Origin of the sequence: Pasteurella oralis (assembly GCF_002850605.1) — a bacterium.
In the GTDB taxonomy this organism is placed as follows: domain Bacteria; phylum Pseudomonadota; class Gammaproteobacteria; order Enterobacterales; family Pasteurellaceae; genus Pasteurella; species Pasteurella oralis.
Genome location: NZ_NXGB01000003.1, coordinates 327,958 through 348,256, shown reverse-complemented (window position 1 = coordinate 348,256; position 20,299 = coordinate 327,958). Strand labels below are relative to the sequence as shown.

The following is a 20,299-nucleotide window of genomic DNA, read 5'->3' as shown; positions in this document are numbered from 1 at the left end:
CTGGAGATATAAATATCTTGACTAAAATAACAGGTAAAAAGAAAGCAAAAGTACACCAGCTTGTTTGTACAGCAGAATAGCCTAATGCTAAAACAGTTAAAGGAATTGCAATATAAAAAATTTCTACACTTAATAATGTTAAAGCAGAGCTGATAATAAAAATTAAAAAGTTTCTATTCATTATTACAATTCCTTAATATTAATAATATAAGTTTAGAATTGAGATAGGTTTCTATCTTTCCAACCCCTTAATGCATCTCCATCAATCAGATGAAATTCATCATCACCAAAATGGCCAAAGGAATAAGGGTAATTTTTTAAGGATAAACCACTCCACCGAAGTGGAGTGGGCTTACTAAAAAAGGAAATTTTGATTCCTTATGAAAGGAAAAAAGACCTAAAAGGCTTGAAACGCTAAACAGAAACCTCATCTAGTTTCGTTCTTACTTTGTCATATAAAAACGCGCTTAATCTCTCAAAACCAAAAACTCATTCAAAACTGACCGCACTTTTCTTATTTATCCATAATACAAAAAATTATTCAATTATTGTTTGAATTTAGAATCTGAAATAAATTCATATTTCCCATTATAAATAATGCACTTATCTATAATGTAAATATCTACATCTTCTGTATATTTTTCCTTATAATATCTTTTTTGCAACTTTTTGTTGCTCTTTTTCACACAAAAGAGACGCTTTATACCATTTTGTATCTGCTATACTTTGATTACAATTCCAATCTAAAAATTTACAAGGATAGCAACCTGTGATATATATTAATTTAAAATGGATTTTCATCATATGCTCCATGCTCTTTACTATTTACTATTTATTGGTTTAACTAATTTGGGTGAAGATGGATTGTACTCATTTGAACTTGGCTCCCCCAAATTTTTATAAATCTCTCTCGTTTTTCCCTATCTATTTTTGCATTCGGTACTTCCGCATAATAACTACTTCCCATCCCCCTGTCCGTTTACGCTGAATCCTCACTTCTTCATCATTAATAAAATTATGTGACTTCCTCGCCCACAGAGCACCCGACAACGTCGTTTTATGTTGTGCATTACGAAACACTAAACGAGAAAGTGTGACCTTGCTGTTCTCACTTCGCCCCAAATACATTACCGTCGAACCAAAAGCCGCTGCGATTTCTTGCACATAATCATTTTCACTATGACTAGCAGATAACTGCCAATAGCGCCAAGGTACTGAATAATAAAAACTTAAATTACGACTCTGACGATGTCCCTTATCATCCTCTCCTGCCCAATGAGGGCGTGTTAAGCTATGCGTAAAGCTGGTATAAAATAAATCATTCGCCGTGAAAGTATTATCTAACGATAAAGTCATTGAACCTTGCCAACGTCCAGTTGATGTCGAGCCTACATCATCTAAACCTAACGTTAAACGAAACGGAAAAGCTTGAGCATAGTGCACCACTAAATCACTTTCCCCCAGTTGCGCCTCCCCCTCTGCAGGCACAATGTTAATGGTCGCTTCTGCGGTCGGCACCCGTTTGAAATTCTCAAGAGATTGTTCAATATCTCGTACATTGAGCACATCACCTTGTTGCGGTACCATCGCAGTCCAAGCCGTTAAACGCGTAAACTTATTCACCCCACTTTTATCTGTTATCAAACTATGACGCAAACGCCCTGGTATCACCGTTAACAGTAACTTACCCGAACGTAAATCTTGCTCGCCTGCCACTACACGTGTTGTCACATAACCTCGCTCAATAAGCCGATTTTGCATTGCCTTCATCAATACATTTATCCCTTCACCACCTAAACAATGGGGCAACATCAAGCTTAATTCTGCTGCCGCTTGATGATAAGCCCAACTAAACTCACTACGTGCTGCTTGAAAAGTCTCAGTCACATGAGCTAGATGATAAGAAAAATCAGAGGAGGTATAAGAGGATGTTTGGAAAGAAAAGTCAGAAATAGGAAGTGCAGAAGCTTGATAATCAAGAATATGAATACGTTCAATCGGAAAACAGGGCGATTCCGAAATAGGTAAACGAAACTCACTCGAGGGTGGCTTGTCAAATTGCACATCCGATTGCGCTGAAAACTGATTGGACTTTTGGACTTCCAACGCTTGTTGACGTTGTTGCTGGGTCGCATCAAGCTGGTCTAATGCTTTTTGCTCTAAAGGCGATAAATTCGCTGCTAAACTCAAACTTGTCGCTGTCAACAGCGCAAATAAAGGAAAATGGCGCATAAAGACCTCTAAAAGATAAAAACATGTCAATACATTCCCTTCCCATCTTTGATTTAATCATTCTCTAATATAGAGAAAATCATTTATGTTTAAAAATGTTATTAAACTATTCAACATAAAAGCCCCTTTACTAATAAAAACAGAGACGACTAAAAATCCCTCGTTTTTCGAAGCGTGCCAGTTCAAGTCTGGCCTCGGGCACCATCAAAACATCAATAAATACAAAAAGATAGTCAATAAAGCGTCTTTTTTATATCTAAAATTTATCTTTCTTATTTTTCAATTCTTACTTAGTAAGATTATTGAATTGCGATACAGTGCGTTCTTATTGATTAATTTTTGATAAGGAATTTCGCTATAGTAGCAGTATAGCCAACTTATTAGATATATTAGAAATGACAAATCGCTTTTTATCATGCTTGAACAAATTATTTTAGTTTTTCAATTAAAGAAGAGATAACATACTACATACAATCCATTTTTCTTTTTTGTCCTAGTTTTCAGTTTTCCGTAAAATAGACTAAGCATAAAAAAACTACATAGGGAGGAAGCAAATTTCCTATGTCATCAACTTTACTATAAAACTGTTATACGCTTGTACCAAATTGTCCACTCTAAATTAAATTTTTATTGTCAACTAAAAACCATTCTATGAAAATGGATTTTTACTTACTATATAAATGTAATATCAATAAATTTACAGGAGTTATTTCGCTCTAAAAGCCTAAACAATAAATCAAAATGAATTCAGAGAAATAGTTTGATAAAGATATTCTTATCTCTCAGTTCTTGTGCGAATCGTTTCTAAATCATCATCAATCAATAATTGCCCATTCAAAAAGACTGTGCGTAATTGATTTTCTCGCTCGCCTAACTCCTGCTGAAGTACCGTTTGCCAGCGTTCCTGTTGTTTAACTAAAGCAAGTACACCTCTTTTTGAACGTTTTGCACGATTAGTAATTGGATCTTTATACACATCTTGCCATTTACTCACAATCTTGGCTGCGCTTGCTTTCATTGCCCAACTCATCGTATCTCGATTAACATGTTGTAATAAACCACCTCCCATTCCAAAATTCACATTATCGGCACTAAATCCATGTGCCATTATCGCTTCCAAAATCGGAACAATTGAATTGCAATTGATCCCATCTCCTTGAATAAGGCGTATACAATCAGGCAGCACTTTGTAGCCCTTACTATTTATTGTTGAGCCAAATTTATTTTCTAAAATCGTTAGTGCTCGACATATCACTTCTACTGGCTCTCCACTATCTGGACGTATAACTAACGTGCCACCTAATTGTTTTACTTTATCTCTAAGTTTACTTCCCCAAATATTTTCTAGCGCATACCAAAGATCATAGCTATCTGATACGACTGCATAAATCTTATCTTTACCAGCAAATTGATTTAACATATTGTCATAAGCAGCAACTTCTCTTTCTTTTCCCCATGAGGTGATCGTACTATGTTCTGCTGCTGGAATAGAAAAAGCGGGCATTTGTGTTGCATTATACCAACGACGAGCAGCAAGCAATGCGGAAACACTATCTGTTCCGTTAAAATTAACTAAATGAGCCAAACCGCCTAAAGCCACTGTTTCTAAACTAGACGCGCCTCTTGCGCCAAAATCATGTAGTTTAAACGGCAACCCATCTAAATTATCTGCAGATTTTTCAAGTGCTTGTTTAATTTTTTGCTTACAAAAATAAGAAATGCTTGCAACAGAAGAAGGATACCAAATGGCACGCAATAATGCAGTTTCTAGATAGCCTGCAAGCCAATAGAACTCTGGGTCAGTATTGACAATCTGACAAACCACATTCCCTACAGGCAACACAGTACCTTCTGGTACCGCTTCTATTTTTAATGGTAAAAATCCATGATGCTTCTCAATTAAACACTGCCAACCACTACGATTAAATGGTAAACCATGCATACTTAGAACTACTTCTGCGTCTTCAATATCTTGTTGACTAATTGGTGTTAATAAATATTCTTTGATGAACGCTTGTAAACCAAATACAACAACATCAAAATATCCGCTACGCGCTTCAACATAATAAGATACATGCTCTGTATTAGGCGGATATTGTAGCCAATGAGACGCTTTATAGCTGTCAACATTTAAAATAAGATTGAGGAAGTTAGAAGTATACATTTCATTTAAATCATTTTAACTAAAAATAAACATATTTTTGATATATATACTTTACCAAAGTTTATTTTAAATGACACTAGATAATTGCGAATAATGTATAAAAAGTAAAAGAGCGGTCGATTTTTTATTAAATTTGTCTCAAATAACAACAATATTATATAGTAATAGATATAACGCTTTACAAAATATGTTCAAAATTGACCACCCTTTCTCTGTTAAAACGTTGATTCACGCAGCAGCAAGATATTGATCATATATCTAAAGATCATTTCGATAATCTTAAACCAGTAAAAAGCAATTAAATCTGTATTATTGCTAAAGGCAACATTAAAAAGCAGTATTCATCTTTATAGGAACCATTTAAACAATATAAAAAGAGCAATAAATATGAGCTCCTTCTCAATATTCATTGCTCTTTTAGTCCAATCACTACTCTGTAATATGCAGTGATTTTTCTTCATTAGAATTGGTAACGAGCACCAATTGCTAAAGAATACTGTCCTTTATTACGTGCATGTTGGAAACCGACCTCTGTTGATAAAGCAAACTTAGGCGTAATATTTGCAATAACTTGTGTACCTAAATTTAATGTATCAGCGAGTTTACCTTGTTTATATGTTACACCATCAACATATAATTGATGTGTTTTTTGTTGGTACATATCGTAAGAAAGCTGTCCTTTGACTTCAAACATCTCAACTCGATAACTCACATCAACACCAAGATTCGTTTTTAATACATTCAAATTATTATACTTCAACAACGCGTCATTGGTTTTATCGTTGACATCCGAAAGAGATGCATGTAAATAGTGTAAACCAAACATTGGAGTAATCGAGGTATTTTGCATCCATTGATAGCGATAACCCAAATCAGCACCAATATTAAAGGTATGACCTTTTACATTACTTGCGTTTTCGATATCGCCCTTATGTTTTTGATAGCCAGTTGATAAATCTACCATCAAATTGTGAGACAAGTTACTATGCCAATTTGCGCTTCCCCCCCAACTTTGATATTTCGCTTTGGTATCACCATCTACTGCTTTTGGCGTCACTTTATAAGAGGTTTTATTCAATGCCACATAAACCGCATTATTACCACCTTCAGACTGCCATACTTTACCACCTAACATTACACCGTTATAACTTGAATTAAAATCATAACCATAGTCAACAAAACTTAAATTTGAACCATATTTTTGTTTACCATTGAGATATTTAACAAAAATACTGCGCTCTTTATCATGCAATAAACGTGTTTCCCGCATAAAACCTTGTTGAATTTGCTCACTCATTTTATTGATTGCAAGATTTGCGGTTAAATAAGAAGCTAATACAGGGTTCACTTGTGGACGTGCATTTACTGTTGATGGTGCTTTAAGCGGTGCGACTGTTGATACAGCTTTACCGTCTGCCGTAATTAATTTATTTGTTAAATAAAGTGAATGGGGTACCGCTGGCGCACGTAATACACCAGGCTTAGCCACTGAAGCAACAGTATAAACATACATACCATAAGCTAATTCATTATCAACTAAACGCCATTTCACTTGACCATCATCCTTAAACGTGAGTAATTCTTCACCTTGAGCACGATAGTAACCTTTATCATTTGGCTTCAGTTTTTTCTGTAAATCAACTTGCAACCTAACTTCTTTACCATATACGGCTTTTGTAATATTTAACTTTGATGTCTTCTCATCAGAAACGGTAAGTTGAATATGCCCTGAAGCATCATTATTTACAGTTAATACATCAATATTTTGCATAGCTTCAACTTGTAGAACACCTGTTTTATTTAGCGTAACATCAGTGAAAGCTTTATTTTTATTTTGTTCAGCCTTTTGCGCTAAAACTAAAGTACCTTCACTAACAGTCACGCCTCCTAGACTTTCTCCCACACCTTGTTTAACTGCAATACCATCACCTATTTTCTCAAGGGAATCTGTACCATTATAAGTGACTGTTAATGGCGTTTTTTGACGGATGTCACTAAATATTTTGCCATCGCGCCAGAAAAATTCTTGCATTTCAATTGGTAAGTACATGATCGTTGTGTAATCAGTAGTATTTTCATACGCTAATCCGATACTGCCATCACCAAGTTCTGCCATTGAGCTATAAACATAGCCGTTTGGATGTGTTCTATTTGCTTTTCCAGAACTTTTTATTTCTCTAACTAATTTTGTAGTATTCCATTTAATAGAGCCATCTGCTTGAACTTCTCCCAAGAAAAGTTTACCATCACGACGCTTATCATCTCCACTTGTTCCTGATATAGATTGCCCTGAAAAAATAACATATTCTTTATCATTAATTTTTTTAGAATACTTAATAACTGATAGCTGTGAATAACCATGATTCAGTTCATTAATTTTTTCAGTACTAACCCATGTATAACCTCCATCTTTAGATGTTGACATCATTACTTTACCACTTTGATTTCTCATAAAAAGTTTAATGTCTCCATTATCTAATTCAACAAGTTGAGCTTCCGTTAGCCTATTAGTATTACTAGGAGAAGTTCTCGAATCATAGCCATTTAAACGAGTATCATTAGGACTTTTACCTAATTCCCAACTTTTACCACCATCTTGACTAATAATCAAAGCTGTTGATTCCATGCCAGCAAGATTAGAATAATACACAGGCAAAACTAAGTTTCCATTTTTTGTTTGAAGACCAACTCCAGGTCCTGTACCAAAAAAACGCATCCAATCTTTCTTAACTTGAGAAGTAATATCGACAGGATTCGCCCAAGTTTTCCCATTATCATCTGAATGAGTCAACCAGATATAGGCTGTATTTGGCGCAACAAATGGGACATTTTTATTCTTATCTTCTTTCTTTAAATAGATATTTCCTAAATATTCGCCATTTTTATATACATTGCCTAAATCTTTGAAATTTAGTTCAGCTTTTCCATTAACTTCTACTCGATATTCTGTTTTTTCATTATTTTCATCAAAAACCTCTCCATTATCACGTAATGTCCAATGATTTCCATTAGCTTGTCCATATTGATAAAGCTTCAAATAATTTTTTCCACCAATATTTACATATCCGCTGCCTAGCTCTTTTATTCCATTATCATTAACTCCAGATAATCCAGTACTTTCAGGATACATATCAACAGCTAAAAAAATTCGACCATTACGTTGATCTTGAACCATTTGAGCATCTATAAGAAAAGCTGAATTCCTGTATTTCTTATTTTCAGCACTATTACTACTACGAATTCCCCAGGGATTAAACGTTGGCGCATCATCTCTAATTGGTGATTTATCTCCATTTTGTGATGGCAGATCCAAAATCGTTGTAATATTTCCCCATGTTTTACCATCATCATGGCTAATACGGATTGCAGTATCAATATCTCCCCAGTCTCCGCGGTGTTGCCAGCGCTTATCTGCTGCGGCAATTAATACACCGTCTTTTGTTCTCAATAAAGAAGGAATACGCCAAATTGGCACATTTTCACTGCCTTGCTCGGTTAAACTTTTATCAAACAGCTTAATTTCTGGGTGTGATATTGCGCCTAAAGTAAGCCTATCCGTATCAGTAATTTGACCAAAAGCGAATGTAGAAGAAAGTAAAGTACTTGATAATGCAAGTGTTAAAAGACTAGGGTTAAATTTTTTCATAAATACCTCAATCCAATCATCATATTAAGCATGTTGTCACTACAACTGCCTTAAAACTAATTAGGTTACAAAATGGAGTAAAGGAGTAAATGACGATATTTAGAGTGTTATCACAGTTTTTAAGGTAAAAAATGAAATAAGACTCCATTTATGTATAAAAATACAACAAATAATCAACATAAAAACGAGAAAATTAACATTTTTGATAAATGCACAAAATTTATCTATTTATTAATGGAGTAAAATAAAAGCAAATTTTGCTTAAAATAAATTTAATCCTATGTTTGGAAAATGATAAGAATTAAAAGAAAAGTCAAATTACAATTTTTTTCTAATAAAAAGAAAAAAGCTACTCAGATGATTTACCTTGAGCAGCTTTGTTATTGATGGGAGTAATCAAAATTAAGCGTGATAACGCCCTACCCCGAGCTCATCTTCTTTACGTGTACGATTAATCACCGCTTGTGGTGATTGCACCACACGCAGCCCCATTTGTTCTTCAGTACGAACCACATCACCACGTAATGAATTAGTGAAGACATCAGTAATTTTAATATCAACAAACTTACCGATCATATCTGGTGTTCCAACAAAGTTAACAATACGATTTGTTTCTGTCCGCCCAGTAAGTTCCATGATATCTTTTTTCGATGGTCCCTCTACTAATACTCGTTGTTCTGTCCCCAACATTGCACGGCTAAATTGTGCTGCTTGGTTATTGATACGCTGCTGTAATACATATAAACGTTGTTTTTTCTCTTCTTCACATACATCATCAGGCATATCAGCAGCAGGTGTGCCAGGACGAGCGGAATAAATAAAGCTAAAGCTCATATCAAAATTCACCTGAGCAATTAAATTCATTGTTTGTTCAAAATCTTCTGCTGTTTCACCTGGGAAGCCAACAATAAAATCTGAACTAATTTGAATTTCAGGACGAACCGCTCTTAATTTGCGAATAATGGATTTATATTCAAGTGCGGTATGATTACGTTTCATCATGGAAAGCACACGATCTGAACCACTCTGCACTGGTAAATGCAAGAAACTGACTAATTCAGGCGTATCACGGTAGACATCAATGATGTCATCTGTAAATTCAATTGGATGACTTGTGGTAAAACGTAAACGATCAATACCATCGATTGCAGCGACCAGTCGTAATAACTCAGCAAAAGTGCAAATACCATCATCATGAGTGGCACCACGATATGCATTCACGTTTTGACCTAATAAATTGACTTCGCGTACCCCTTGCTCTGCTAATTGCGCAATTTCAAATAACACATCATCAACAGGACGACTAACTTCTTCACCTCTGGTATAAGGGACCACACAAAATGAGCAATATTTATTACACCCTTCCATAATAGAAACAAAGGCAGTTGGACCTTCAGCTCGAGGTTCAGGCAAGCGATCAAACTTCTCAATTTCTGGAAAGCTAACATCAACAACCGAACTTTTCCCCCCACGAATTTGATTAATCATTTCAGGTAGACGATGTAAGGTTTGAGGTCCAAAAATAATATCAACATAAGGGGCACGAGTACGAATATGTTCGCCTTCTTGTGATGCAACACAACCACCAACACCAATGACAAGTGCTGGATTTTGTTTTTTTAATTCTTTCCAGCGACCTAATTGATGAAAGACTTTTTCTTGCGCTTTTTCTCGGATCGAGCAAGTATTCAATAATAATACATCTGCTTCTTCTGGAATTTCTGTTAATTCTAAACCATGAGTAGTATTTAAAAGATCTGCCATTTTTGATGAATCGTATTCATTCATCTGACAACCCCAGGTTTTAATATGTAGTTTTTGCGTCATATTGTTTTAAAAAATTCAGTTAATCTATAAAAAATTTGACTGGCTATTTTACAGGCTCGTCAGTATGCTGGCTAGTTAAAAAAGAGATTTCTTTTGAATTTCCTTCGTTGGCGGTAGAATAGTTGGCAAAAAATAAAAGGAAAGAAACAATGGCGGTCATACCAAAAGACATTATTGTAATAGGCGGCGGGATGGTTGGTGCAGCTTGTGCGTTAGGATTAGGTCAGCAAGGACATCATATCCAGCTCATCGAACAACAGGCTTTGCCTCACTTTTCGCCTCATTCTCCTTACGACTTGCGTATTTCTGCAATTAGTGTCGCCTCAGTTAATTTATTAAAACAATTAACTGCGTGGCAACATATTGAGAAAACGAGAATTTGTCCTTATCGTGCTTTAGAAACTTGGGAAATAGAGGGTTTTTCAACCTATTTTCATAGTGATGAACTAAAACTTTCTGAATTAGGATTTATGGTCGAAAACAATCTAATTCAATTAGGATTATGGCAGGCAATTCAGTCAGTTAAAACCATACAAACCACACTTTGCTCACCAATCAAAGAAGTGACAAAGTGCGGTCAACATTGGCAAATTTTACTTGAAAATGGTGATATGTATTCAGCACCTTTGATTGTCGCCGCAGATGGCGCAAATTCACAGCTCCGCCAAATTGCAGGCATTGGTTTAACAGGTTGGCAATATCGCCAAAGTTGTATGTTAATGATTGTAGACACTGAATTGGAACAGCAAGATATTACATGGCAGCAATTTTATCCCTCTGGACCAAGAGCTTTTTTACCTTTGCTTGATCAGCAAGCCTGTTTAGTCTGGTATGACAGTCCACAACGTATCCAAACCTTAACACAGCTTCCACTAGAACAACTCACAACTGAAGTTAACCAGGCTTTCCCTGCACGTTTAGGAAAAGTCCAAGTAAAATGTGCGAACAGTTTTGAATTAACACGCCGTCATGCACAAGAATATTTCAAACAAGGGATCGTATTAGTGGGTGATGCTGCTCACACAATCAATCCCTTAGCAGGGCAAGGCGTTAATCTTGGTTTTAAAGATGTCAAAGCATTATTAGAGGTCTTACAACAAGCAACACAAAAAGGTGAAAACCCAGCAAGTGATGAAGTGCTTATGCGCTATCAACATAAACGCAAAGCAGATAATTTGTTAATGCAATCAGGTATGGATCTCTTTTATAAAGCTTTTAAAGAAGATATTTTGCCACTCAAAATTGCACGCAATCTCGCCTTATTTGCCACTAACAAAGCCACTCTACTAAAAAAACAAGCTTTAAAATATGCATTAGGCTTATAAAGTGATACTAAAAAAGAGCGGTCAAAATCTTGATTTTTTTGACCGCTCTTTTTTATGATTAATATCCTTCTTCATGCATATTTGGGAAAAACTGTGCTTTCTGAATTCGTTTTACTCTTGTTTCAATTCGCCCGTCAGGATGTAGTTCAACCTCCCGCCAACCTGGTTGTACTGAGTCTAAAGTAAAACTATGATGATCTGGTTTGAATTGGATACAAGTAGAAGGTGTTGCCATTACTTTATAGCCATGCCATTGCCCTTCCATTTCTTGATGGATATGACCATATAAAATGCCTTTTACATGATTAAAAGGCGCTAACACGTCCGCTAAGTCATGCGCATTACGTAAATTATGTTGATCAAGCCATGCCGAATTTGTTGGCAAAATATGATGATGTAAAACAATCAAAGCATAGCGTTCAGGATGATCTTTTAATTTAGAAAGTAACCAATCAATTTGATATTGGCTTAATTCACCATGTGGCACACCAAACACTTGACTGTCCAACAGCAGAATTTGCCAATGTTTTCCCAGTAAAATATGTTTTTTAGCACTCAAATTACCTTGATTTTGATTGAGTATTTCAAACATCTTAGGCTGAAAATCATGATTACCGGGAATCCAAAACACCATTTTTTCAAGCATTCTTACTTGTTCACAAAAATGTAAATAGCCTTCATGACTACTATCTTGCACAAGATCACCTGTGGCAAGAACAAAATCATAATCAAAACAACTCTCTTTGATTTCGTCCAATACCTGTTTAAAACTTTGAAGTGTATTGATGCCTAATAACTCACCCTTTTCATCCTTAAACAAATGCGGATCAGTAATTTGAACGAATTTGAATACTTCCGCTGATGTATCATATGTATAAGTACTGAACAAAGCGAACTCCTACTACTAAAATTTAAAAAATACAAAACTCGTTATAAATTACCGACTTATCAAGTAAATTGCACGTACCAAAATAAAAAAGTGTTAGCTAGGTCATATTTCTTTATGAAATTTTTTTAAAAATTAAACCTAAATCACATTTTTTTATTTACATATTGAACTTATCTTCACTCCACTGATTTTGTAATGTTGAGTAATTTAGCTGTAACCATTGAAGTCCTAAAACGGCAATACCATTATCAATTTTACCTTCATTGATCCACTGATAGGCTATTTCTCGGCTCACCACATGTACACGGATATCTTCATTTTCTTCGGCTAAACCATGAATACCCTTTGCTTGTGTACTATCCACTTTTCCTACAAATAAATGAATACGCTCAATTACACCACCTGGGCTATCCCATACACTTAAACAGTGCTGTAAATGACTGACTTTTACCCCTGCTTCCTCTTCACTTTCACGCAATGCGACTTCTTCTGGTTTCTCTCCTTCTTCAACCATTCCTGCAATCAGTTCTAATAACCAAGGGGATCGATTCGAGTTAGGTTGATAAGCCCCAATACGGACTTGTTCAACTAAAATCACGCTATCTTGTTGAGGGTCATAAGCAATCACAGCTGACGCAGCCCCTTTGACTAATAGCTCACGCGTCACAATTCCACTATAACCACCTGCAAATAATTTGTGTCTAAATTGAACTCGTTTCAGCTCAAAAAACCCCTTATACAAGGTTTCTTCATTTAAAATCTCAATATCTTGTTGTGTAAATTGTTGAATTTCCATTTTATGATTGTCCCCTTAACTTGTTCTTAAGCGTTCTGGCGTGCGCTTTTCTATGCTTTCCTCATAAAAAATTGAACGATTAAATTAAAAATCGTTGAAAAATGTCATCTAAGTGCTGTTCAAGACAGACTTTTCCTGCAATATCTTCATTCTGCCATGCCTGCAATAATACTGCCTGTGAAAACTGTTGCATTGCATATTGAGCAATAGGTAAATAACTAATGTGCCAAGGCTCATAACCAATTTGTTTTTCAGAGGGTAAATTTGTGAAAGGTAAGACAAAATCAAACTGCGCTAAATTCAGCTGTAACCATTGACTCAATTCAAAGAAATATCCGCCTTGCTCATATTCCCATGGTTCAAGTTGTAAATGACAATCCATAGGTAATAAATTTGGATCAAAAATGTCAATTTCAGTGCCCCAATGATGACGACTCGCACCCGGTAAAGCAGACCAACGTAAAATTGCTTGCGCTTTCTGCCAATCAGAAAATATGCTCAAATCTAAGGAGTTGCCATGATCATCATGTACCTTACGCTCACCATGAAATTTGCTATTCCAAATTAATTGTTGGCGTTGAAAATCACGAAAGCTGCTCGCAGGTTGTAAATTAAACCCATTTTTCAAGGCGTGTTGTTGTAATCCTTGGAATGCCTTGACTCCATCTTTGTGTAAAAAATGTTGAGTTGAAAAAGAACAAGGAAGATGAACTAAATGGCTACGTACTTTACCCGTTAACTGCATTGCACTTAATTTAATACTCATACTGAATCCAAAAGATTGTTTAAAATTTGTTGATACACTTCTCCACACTGAACTAAGTCGTTCACATCAACACATTCGTTCACTTTATGAATACTTTTATTTAATGGACCAAACTCAACGACTTCTGCTCCCATTAAAGCGATAAAACGTGCGTCAGAAGTGCCACCACCAGTATCTAAGTGCGGTATATTTTGGGTCACTTTTTTTACTGCACTCACAGTCGCGTCCACTAATTTGCCTTTTGCCGTTAAAAACGGTTTACCAGATAAATGCCATTCAATACGATAGCGTAATTGATGCTTTTCTAGCATTACTGCTACTTTTGATTTGATCTGCTCATCAGTAATTTCCGTACAATAACGTAAATTAAATTGCACATATAATTCCCCAGGAATCACATTATTACTGCCCGTACCCGCTTGAATATTGGCAATTTGCAAAGATGTCGGCGGAAAAAATGCATTGCCTTGATCCCATTGATAAGCCGTTAATTCCGTTAAAAATGCTAATGCTTTATGTACGGGATTTTCTGCTAAATGGGGGTAAGCCACATGTCCTTGAATGCCTTGAATATAAAGATTAGCAGTAATTGAACCTCGACGACCATTTTTGATAATATCACCTAATTGTTGACTACTAGAAGGTTCACCAACAATACAATAATCAATCGCTTCTTCACGAGCCAATAAGGTTTCAACCACACGCACCGTACCATCTTTTGCAGCAGCTTCCTCATCTGAGGTTATTAGCAATGCAATAGTACCTTGATGTTCAGGCTTGGCTTGTACAAAGGTTTCTAGCGCAACAATCATTGCAGCGAGAGAACCTTTCATATCGGCTGCACCACGCCCATACAATATATCATCTACAATCTGTGCTGAAAAAGGTGGATATTGCCATTGCTTTTCATCGCCAACAGGTACAACATCAGTATGACCCGCAAAAGCAATTACTGGAGAGCCAGAACCATGTTTTGCCCATAAATTTAATGTTTTATTAAAAGGCATCCATTCAATCTGAAATCCAAGTTTTTCCAAACGTTCTGCTATCACTTGTTGGCAACCTTGATCATCAGGGCTAATCGAAGGTCGACGAATTAACTCACTTGCTAGAGAAATTATATTTTGTTTCATTTCACACCGCACTTTCACATAACAAAGGGCAGACTTTGCAATCTGCCCTAACTGTATTCTTATTTAAAACAAGCTTCGTACTCTTTTACATTAAAACCAATTAACGCTTTATCTTGCTGCAAAATAATTGGACGTTTTATCAACGTTGGCTGTGCTAAAAGCACATCAAGTGCGGTCTGTTTTGATAAAGTTTCTTTGATTGATTCATCAAGATTGCGCCAAGTCGTACTGCGTTTATTCACTAAATTATCCCAGCCAAATTGTTTTTCTGCTTGTATCAGCCAATTCTTATCTAAGCCTGCTACACGGTAATCATGCAATTGATGGGGAACATTATTATCCACAAGCCATTTCAAGGCTTTTTTGACAGTATCGCAGTTCTTAATACCATAAACTGTAATCATTGTATGTCCTTTTATCTTGAGCTAATAAACAAAAATCCTCGATTTTTTATCGAGGATTTAGTTTATCACTTTTTTAACTTAGTGGTTTGTCAATTTTCCAAGTAATGCATTCATACGTTTAATAAATGCAACTGGGTTTTCTAACGAACCACGCTCAGCTAACATCGCCTGTTCTAACAGCAATTCAATCCAATCGGCAAACTGTTGTTCATCAGCAATATCTGCGACTTTCTGAACTAAACTGTGCTCAGGATTTAATTCAAATGTATATTTTACTTCTGGCATAGTTTGACCCGCCGCAGCAAACAACTTAGCCATTTGAGTAGTCATTTGATCACTACCTGTCGAAACAACTGCTGGTGTATCCGTTAAACGGTGAGTTAAACGTACTTCTTTCACACGCTCACCTAATAAATTTTTCACTCGTTCAATAAATGAAGCATATTGTTCATCTTGTGCCTTGTGATTTTCTTGCTCTTTATCCGCTAAATCACCTAAATCCAAGTCAGCTTTGCTAATTGTTTGCAACGCTTTGCCATCAAATTCAGTCAAGTAACTTAGCATCCACTCATCAATACGATCAGAAAGTAACAACACTTCAATACCTTTCTTATTAAATAGCTCTAAATGCGGACTATTTTTAGCCGCAATGTAAGTATCTGCGGTAATGTAATAAATCGCTTTTTGTCCTTCTTTCATACGTGCCACATAATCTTCTAGCGACACAGTCTGCTCACTGCTCTCATTATGTGTTGAAGCAAAACGTAATAACTTTGCAATGGTTTCTTTATTCGCGAAATCTTCTGCGGGTCCCTCTTTTAATACTAAACCAAATTCTTGCCAGAATGATTGATATTTTTGTGCATCATCTTTCGCTAATTTTTCTAACATTTGCAATGAACGTTTCGTTAAGGCTTTACGTAACGCCGCAGTCACTTTATTATCTTGTAGAATTTCACGTGATACATTCAATGGCAAATCATTACTATCAATTAATCCACGCATAAAACGCAAATAATTTGGCATAAATTGCTCGGCGTCATCCATAATAAATACGCGTTGAACATAGAGTTTTAAGCCCTGTTTATGTTCTCGATTAAACAAATCCCAAGGTGCTTTAGCTGGTACATAGAGCAAACTGGTATATTCCTGATTGCCTTCTACTTTATTGTGTGCCCATAAGAGAGGATCAGCAAAATCATGACTCACATGTTTATAGAACTCTTTATATTCTTCTTCTGAAATCTCATTTTTTGATCGAGTCCATAATGCTTGCGCTTTATTAATTTTCTCCCATTTAATACCTGTTTCTTTCCCTTCATCATCATAAGATTTAGCAAGAATTTCTACTGGTAGACCAATATGATCAGAATATTTACTGATAATTTCACGTAAACGCCATTCATTTAAAAATTCCTTTTCATCTGTACGTAAATGTAAGGTAATTTCCGTACCACGCTGTTTTTTCTCAACATCGGCTACCGAATATTCCCCTTCTCCCGCAGACTCCCAAAGTACCGCTTTATCAATACTCTCACCTGCTGCACGGCTTTTCACTGTTACTTTATCTGCTACAATAAAAGCAGAATAGAAACCAACCCCAAACTGTCCAATTAATTGGCTATCTTTTGCTTGATCACTGCCTAATGAACTTAAAAACTCTTTTGTCCCAGATTTGGCGATCGTCCCTAAATGATCAATCACTTGTGCACGCGTCATACCAATACCATTATCACTGATTGTTAACGTGCCTTTATCTTCATCAAAACTGATACGTACTTTTAAATCGCCATCGCCTTCATAGAGCTCTGGTGCAGAAAGCGCTTTAAAGCGTAGTTTATCTGCTGCATCAGAAGCATTTGAAATCAGCTCACGTAAGAAAATTTCTTTATTAGAATAGAGAGAATGAATCATGAGTTGCAAAAGTTGTTTGACTTCTGATTGAAAACCACGTGTTTCTTGATTATTCGACATAATATTTTCCTTTTCTGATAAATCATACATAAGTGCAGTCTGATATAAGTACAGAAACACGAATTTCAAGAGTCAGGAGAAAATTTTATTACAATAAGAAAAAGAAAAGTGCGGTCAAAATTTTTGATTTTTTGACCGCACTTGGATGAATACTCTGTGAATTAATCTAGATTAGAAGTCGTAACGTAGACCGACTTTAGCACCGTATTGATTAATATTAGTATCTGGGGAATGACCTAAACTATTATATTCAATACCACCATTTAGAGATAAATTATTTGCCAAATTATACTGAGCACCAACAATAGCACCATAACCTAATTTTGACGTTTTAGAATCTCTAAAATAGCTTGGACCCGTATTTTGAATATCAAAAACATTTGATGCTAAACGAGCCCCAATATAAGGTTTAATTGTAGAATTCACATTAAAATCATAAAATGCCGAAAAACCTAAACCATATACTTTTGCAGTAATCGATTCATTATAATGTTTACCAGAAAACTTACCATAATGAGTATAATCAGCTGCTAAACGAAAAGCACCAAAATCATAGCCAACGCTAATACGAGGCTCAAATTTTGTATCACCTAACACTGGATATGCACTGAATTTAGTTTTAGATACACCAATATCACCTTGAACATAAAAATTTGCACTGGCTGTCGTAGCAAATAATGTCCCCATTGCTAATACTAGTAATGATTTTTTCATTATAACATCCTCTTTGATTAATGATTAAATGCAGACTGAGTATAGCATAGTCATATAGAATCTAGCTTTAAATTCAACCTAGATTTACAATCTTTACATAAATAAACAGCTTTTTTATTTTGTACATTATGATGCCTTCGCATTGTAAGATGATGTTCTCGGCATGCACAATGATAGGTTACAGTGTTTCCTTTCACACCAGTAATATCAAACTGATGATATACTTTTGGCTCTAAATCAAACACAACCGCCATAACTTCTCGCCATTCTTTACCATGCGGTTGCACTCGTCCAAAAACTTGATAGACAATTAAATGTGCTAATTCGTGTGGTACAACCTGAGCAATAAATTCTTCACGATTTTCTAATAATAAAATAGGATTTAATCTAATTTCATTGCGTTGTAAATAAGCGACACCCGCTTTTACTCCACGTATCTGATATGTTACAACTGGAACAGGGAAGGTGCATTTGAAATGTATTTCAGCAAGCTGTAAACAATGGATTAATTTACGTTGTACTTGCATTTTTAAATGACGAAATTGCGTGTCTTGTTGCATATAAAAAAGAAGGCGAACTATGTCGCCTTACGTTATTACGATGAAATTATTTTAAACCCGCTGCGCTACGCAATTCTTCAGCACGATCAATTTTTTCCCAAGGGAATTGTTCACGACCAAAATGCCCATAAGCCGCAGTTTCACGATAAATAGGTTGAATTAAATCAAGCATTTTTATTAAACCATACGGACGTAAATCGAAGAATTCACGTACTAATTTAACTAATAATTCGTTCGCTACTTTACCCGTACCAAACGTTTCCACCATAATAGATGTTGGCTCTGCAACACCAATTGCATAAGACAGTTGAATTTCACAACGATCAGCTAAACCAGCAGCCACAATGTTTTTAGCGACATAACGTGCCGCATAAGCTGCAGAACGATCTACTTTTGATGGATCCTTACCAGAGAATGCGCCACCACCGTGACGAGCAGCACCACCATAGGTATCTACAATAATTTTACGTCCTGTTAAGCCACAATCTCCCATTGGGCCACCAATAACAAAACGGCCAGTAGGGTTAATAAAATATTTCGTTTCTTTTGATAGCCATTCATTTGGTAAAACAGGTTTGATGATTTCTTCCATGACAGCTTCATGTAAATCTTTCTGCGTAATGCTGTCACAATGCTGAGTTGAAAGCACTACTGCATCCACCCCAACAATCTTGTTATCTTCATACTTTAAAGTCACTTGACTTTTCGCGTCAGGACGCAACCAAGGCAATGTTCCTGCTTTACGCACATTTGCCTGACGTTCCATTAAGCGATGTGCATAAGTAATTGCTGCAGGCATTAATACATCTGTTTCATTTGTCGCATAACCGAACATGATGCCTTGATCACCAGCTCCTTGATCTAATGGATTTTCACGGTCCACTCCTTGATTAATATCAGAAGATTGTTTTCCAATCGCATTTAATACTGCACATGAATGGCCATCAAAGCCCATTTCAGAAGAAGTATAACCAATATCACAAATGACTTGGCGTGCAAGATTTTCAATATCTACCCAAGCAGATGTCGTAATTTCGCCACCGACTAATGCCATACCTGTTTTTACATAAGTTTCACAAGCGACACGTGCTTTAGGATCTTGTTTTAAAATCTCATCGAGTACAGCATCAGAAATTTGATCTGCAATTTTATCTGGATGCCCTTCTGACACCGATTCAGACGTAAATAAATAACTTGACATGAATATTCCCTAACTAATTTTAAAATACTTTAAGCGGCATCGCCATCTAGACGGCTAATCATACGCTTTTAAATATAAAAGGCAAGTATTTATTACAAAGAGAAATTGTAAGTTTACATCATAGTTATGATGAAATAAGGGTGGTTTAACCTAGAATAGGTTTAGGTTTGGACAGATAATAAACAGCCCCACTAGTTACACTAAGTAGGGCTTATTGTGGTATTTTTATGCTAAAAATTACTTCAGGTTAAAAAAGCTCTTGCTCCACAAAGAAATAAGCAATTTCTCTTTTAGCACTTTCTAAACTATCGGAGCCATGTACTGAATTATGTCGACCATTCAAAGCAAAATCTCGGCGAATCGTACCAACAGCTGCCTGTTCTGGATTCGTTGCACCAATCAAAGTGCGGTAATCTTTAACTGCATTTTCCTTCTCTAACACTAACGCAACTACAGGTGCTGACATCATATAAGCCACTAAATCAGCAAAGAATTCTTTGCCTTGATGTTCAATATAAAACCCTTCTGCCTGCTCTTGCGTTAAACGCAACATTTTAGCGCCTACAATTCGAAAACCAGCCTGCTCAAAACGCATGAGAATTGTGCCAATTAAATTGCGTTGTACTGCATCGGGCTTAATAAGAGATAATGTTCTTTCTAATGCCATT

At 35.9% G+C, this 20,299-nt stretch carries 16 protein-coding genes; 1 reads left to right on the top strand and 15 read right to left on the bottom strand.

Going from position 1 to position 20,299, the window contains the following annotated elements; translation table 11 throughout:
* The 5 genes from C0975_RS05845 to miaB all read right to left on the bottom strand — a co-directional run.
* Positions 1 to 181, bottom strand: a 181-nt coding sequence (locus tag C0975_RS05845) for a hypothetical protein (RefSeq protein ID WP_143485122.1), incomplete at its 3' end; no start/stop codon positions are given.
* A gap of 743 nt (positions 182 to 924) precedes the next feature.
* Positions 925 to 2,232, bottom strand: coding sequence for a ShlB/FhaC/HecB family hemolysin secretion/activation protein (locus C0975_RS05840; RefSeq protein ID WP_101775454.1), 1,308 nt, complete (start codon positions 2,230 to 2,232; stop codon positions 925 to 927).
* Between the two features lie 775 nt (positions 2,233 to 3,007).
* Positions 3,008 to 4,396, bottom strand: a complete 1,389-nt coding sequence (locus C0975_RS05830; RefSeq protein ID WP_101775452.1) for a nicotinate phosphoribosyltransferase — start codon at positions 4,394 to 4,396, stop codon at positions 3,008 to 3,010.
* A 460-nt stretch (positions 4,397 to 4,856) separates the two neighbouring features.
* Positions 4,857 to 8,042 carry an exo-alpha-sialidase gene (locus tag C0975_RS05825; RefSeq protein WP_101775451.1) on the bottom strand — a complete coding sequence of 1,062 codons (3,186 nt, stop codon included), beginning with the start codon at positions 8,040 to 8,042 and terminating at the stop codon, positions 4,857 to 4,859.
* A gap of 402 nt (positions 8,043 to 8,444) precedes the next feature.
* Entirely contained in the window at positions 8,445 to 9,869 is a 1,425-nt protein-coding gene (gene miaB, locus C0975_RS05820) for a tRNA (N6-isopentenyl adenosine(37)-C2)-methylthiotransferase MiaB (protein WP_101775450.1), read from the bottom strand.
* A gap of 149 nt (positions 9,870 to 10,018) precedes the next feature.
* On the opposite strand from miaB, the gene C0975_RS05815 reads away from it, so the two are divergent.
* Positions 10,019 to 11,194, top strand: a complete 1,176-nt coding sequence (locus tag C0975_RS05815; protein WP_101775449.1) for an FAD-dependent monooxygenase — start codon at positions 10,019 to 10,021, stop codon at positions 11,192 to 11,194.
* Between the two features lie 58 nt (positions 11,195 to 11,252).
* On the opposite strand, the gene cpdA is transcribed toward C0975_RS05815, so the two are convergent.
* The 10 genes from cpdA to ndk all read right to left on the bottom strand — a co-directional run bounded on the left by cpdA (position 11,253) and on the right by ndk (position 20,298).
* A complete protein-coding gene (gene cpdA / locus C0975_RS05810; RefSeq protein WP_101775448.1) occupies positions 11,253 to 12,083 on the bottom strand; it encodes a 3',5'-cyclic-AMP phosphodiesterase in 831 nt (276 codons plus the stop codon).
* A 157-nt stretch (positions 12,084 to 12,240) separates the two neighbouring features.
* Positions 12,241 to 12,879, bottom strand: coding sequence for an ADP-ribose diphosphatase (gene nudF / locus C0975_RS05805; RefSeq protein ID WP_101775447.1), 639 nt, complete (start codon positions 12,877 to 12,879; stop codon positions 12,241 to 12,243).
* 79 nt (positions 12,880 to 12,958) lie between these two features.
* Positions 12,959 to 13,645, bottom strand: coding sequence for a M15 family metallopeptidase (locus tag C0975_RS05800; RefSeq protein WP_101775446.1), 687 nt, complete (start codon positions 13,643 to 13,645; stop codon positions 12,959 to 12,961).
* Complete coding sequence (gene dapE / locus C0975_RS05795; RefSeq protein ID WP_101775445.1) at positions 13,642 to 14,778, bottom strand: succinyl-diaminopimelate desuccinylase; 1,137 nt, start codon at positions 14,776 to 14,778, stop codon at positions 13,642 to 13,644. Before dapE ends, C0975_RS05800 begins: the two co-directional genes overlap by 4 nt.
* Before the next feature lie 59 nt (positions 14,779 to 14,837).
* Positions 14,838 to 15,182: an ArsC family reductase gene (locus C0975_RS05790; protein ID WP_101775444.1), complete on the bottom strand. Its 345-nt coding sequence runs from the start codon at positions 15,180 to 15,182 to the stop codon at positions 14,838 to 14,840.
* A gap of 78 nt (positions 15,183 to 15,260) precedes the next feature.
* Positions 15,261 to 17,156 (bottom strand): molecular chaperone HtpG, encoded by a 1,896-nt coding sequence (gene htpG / locus C0975_RS05785; RefSeq protein WP_101775443.1) that lies wholly within the window; start codon positions 17,154 to 17,156, stop codon positions 15,261 to 15,263.
* Between the two features lie 171 nt (positions 17,157 to 17,327).
* A complete protein-coding gene (locus C0975_RS05780) occupies positions 17,328 to 17,870 on the bottom strand; it encodes an opacity family porin (protein WP_101775442.1) in 543 nt (180 codons plus the stop codon).
* 50 nt (positions 17,871 to 17,920) lie between these two features.
* On the bottom strand, positions 17,921 to 18,430 hold the full coding sequence (locus C0975_RS05775; RefSeq protein WP_101775441.1) for a SprT family zinc-dependent metalloprotease: 510 nt from the start codon (positions 18,428 to 18,430) through the stop codon (positions 17,921 to 17,923).
* Positions 18,431 to 18,476: 46 nt separating this feature from the next.
* Complete coding sequence (gene metK / locus C0975_RS05770) at positions 18,477 to 19,631, bottom strand: methionine adenosyltransferase (protein WP_101775440.1); 1,155 nt, start codon at positions 19,629 to 19,631, stop codon at positions 18,477 to 18,479.
* Between the two features lie 247 nt (positions 19,632 to 19,878).
* Positions 19,879 to 20,298: a nucleoside-diphosphate kinase gene (gene ndk / locus C0975_RS05765; RefSeq protein ID WP_101775439.1), complete on the bottom strand. Its 420-nt coding sequence runs from the start codon at positions 20,296 to 20,298 to the stop codon at positions 19,879 to 19,881.
* Position 20,299 lies beyond the last annotated feature (1 nt).

What these genes read in the sequence shown, in the direction of transcription:
- C0975_RS05815 (WP_101775449.1), top strand. Translation starts at nt 10,019, where the DNA reads ATGGCGGTCATACCAAAAGACATTATTGTAATAGGCGGCGGGATGGTT.
- C0975_RS05840 (WP_101775454.1), bottom strand. Translation starts at nt 2,232, where the DNA reads ATGCGCCATTTTCCTTTATTTGCGCTGTTGACAGCGACAAGTTTGAGT.
- C0975_RS05800 (WP_101775446.1), bottom strand. Translation starts at nt 13,645, where the DNA reads ATGAGTATTAAATTAAGTGCAATGCAGTTAACGGGTAAAGTACGTAGC.
- dapE (WP_101775445.1), bottom strand. Translation starts at nt 14,778, where the DNA reads ATGAAACAAAATATAATTTCTCTAGCAAGTGAGTTAATTCGTCGACCT.
- ndk (WP_101775439.1), bottom strand. Translation starts at nt 20,298, where the DNA reads ATGGCATTAGAAAGAACATTATCTCTTATTAAGCCCGATGCAGTACAA.
- C0975_RS05775 (WP_101775441.1), bottom strand. Translation starts at nt 18,430, where the DNA reads ATGCAACAAGACACGCAATTTCGTCATTTAAAAATGCAAGTACAACGT.
- C0975_RS05790 (WP_101775444.1), bottom strand. Translation starts at nt 15,182, where the DNA reads ATGATTACAGTTTATGGTATTAAGAACTGCGATACTGTCAAAAAAGCC.
- C0975_RS05830 (WP_101775452.1), bottom strand. Translation starts at nt 4,396, where the DNA reads ATGTATACTTCTAACTTCCTCAATCTTATTTTAAATGTTGACAGCTAT.
- C0975_RS05780 (WP_101775442.1), bottom strand. Translation starts at nt 17,870, where the DNA reads ATGAAAAAATCATTACTAGTATTAGCAATGGGGACATTATTTGCTACG.
- nudF (WP_101775447.1), bottom strand. Translation starts at nt 12,879, where the DNA reads ATGGAAATTCAACAATTTACACAACAAGATATTGAGATTTTAAATGAA.
- miaB (WP_101775450.1), bottom strand. Translation starts at nt 9,869, where the DNA reads ATGACGCAAAAACTACATATTAAAACCTGGGGTTGTCAGATGAATGAA.
- C0975_RS05825 (WP_101775451.1), bottom strand. Translation starts at nt 8,042, where the DNA reads ATGAAAAAATTTAACCCTAGTCTTTTAACACTTGCATTATCAAGTACT.
- htpG (WP_101775443.1), bottom strand. Translation starts at nt 17,156, where the DNA reads ATGTCGAATAATCAAGAAACACGTGGTTTTCAATCAGAAGTCAAACAA.
- metK (WP_101775440.1), bottom strand. Translation starts at nt 19,631, where the DNA reads ATGTCAAGTTATTTATTTACGTCTGAATCGGTGTCAGAAGGGCATCCA.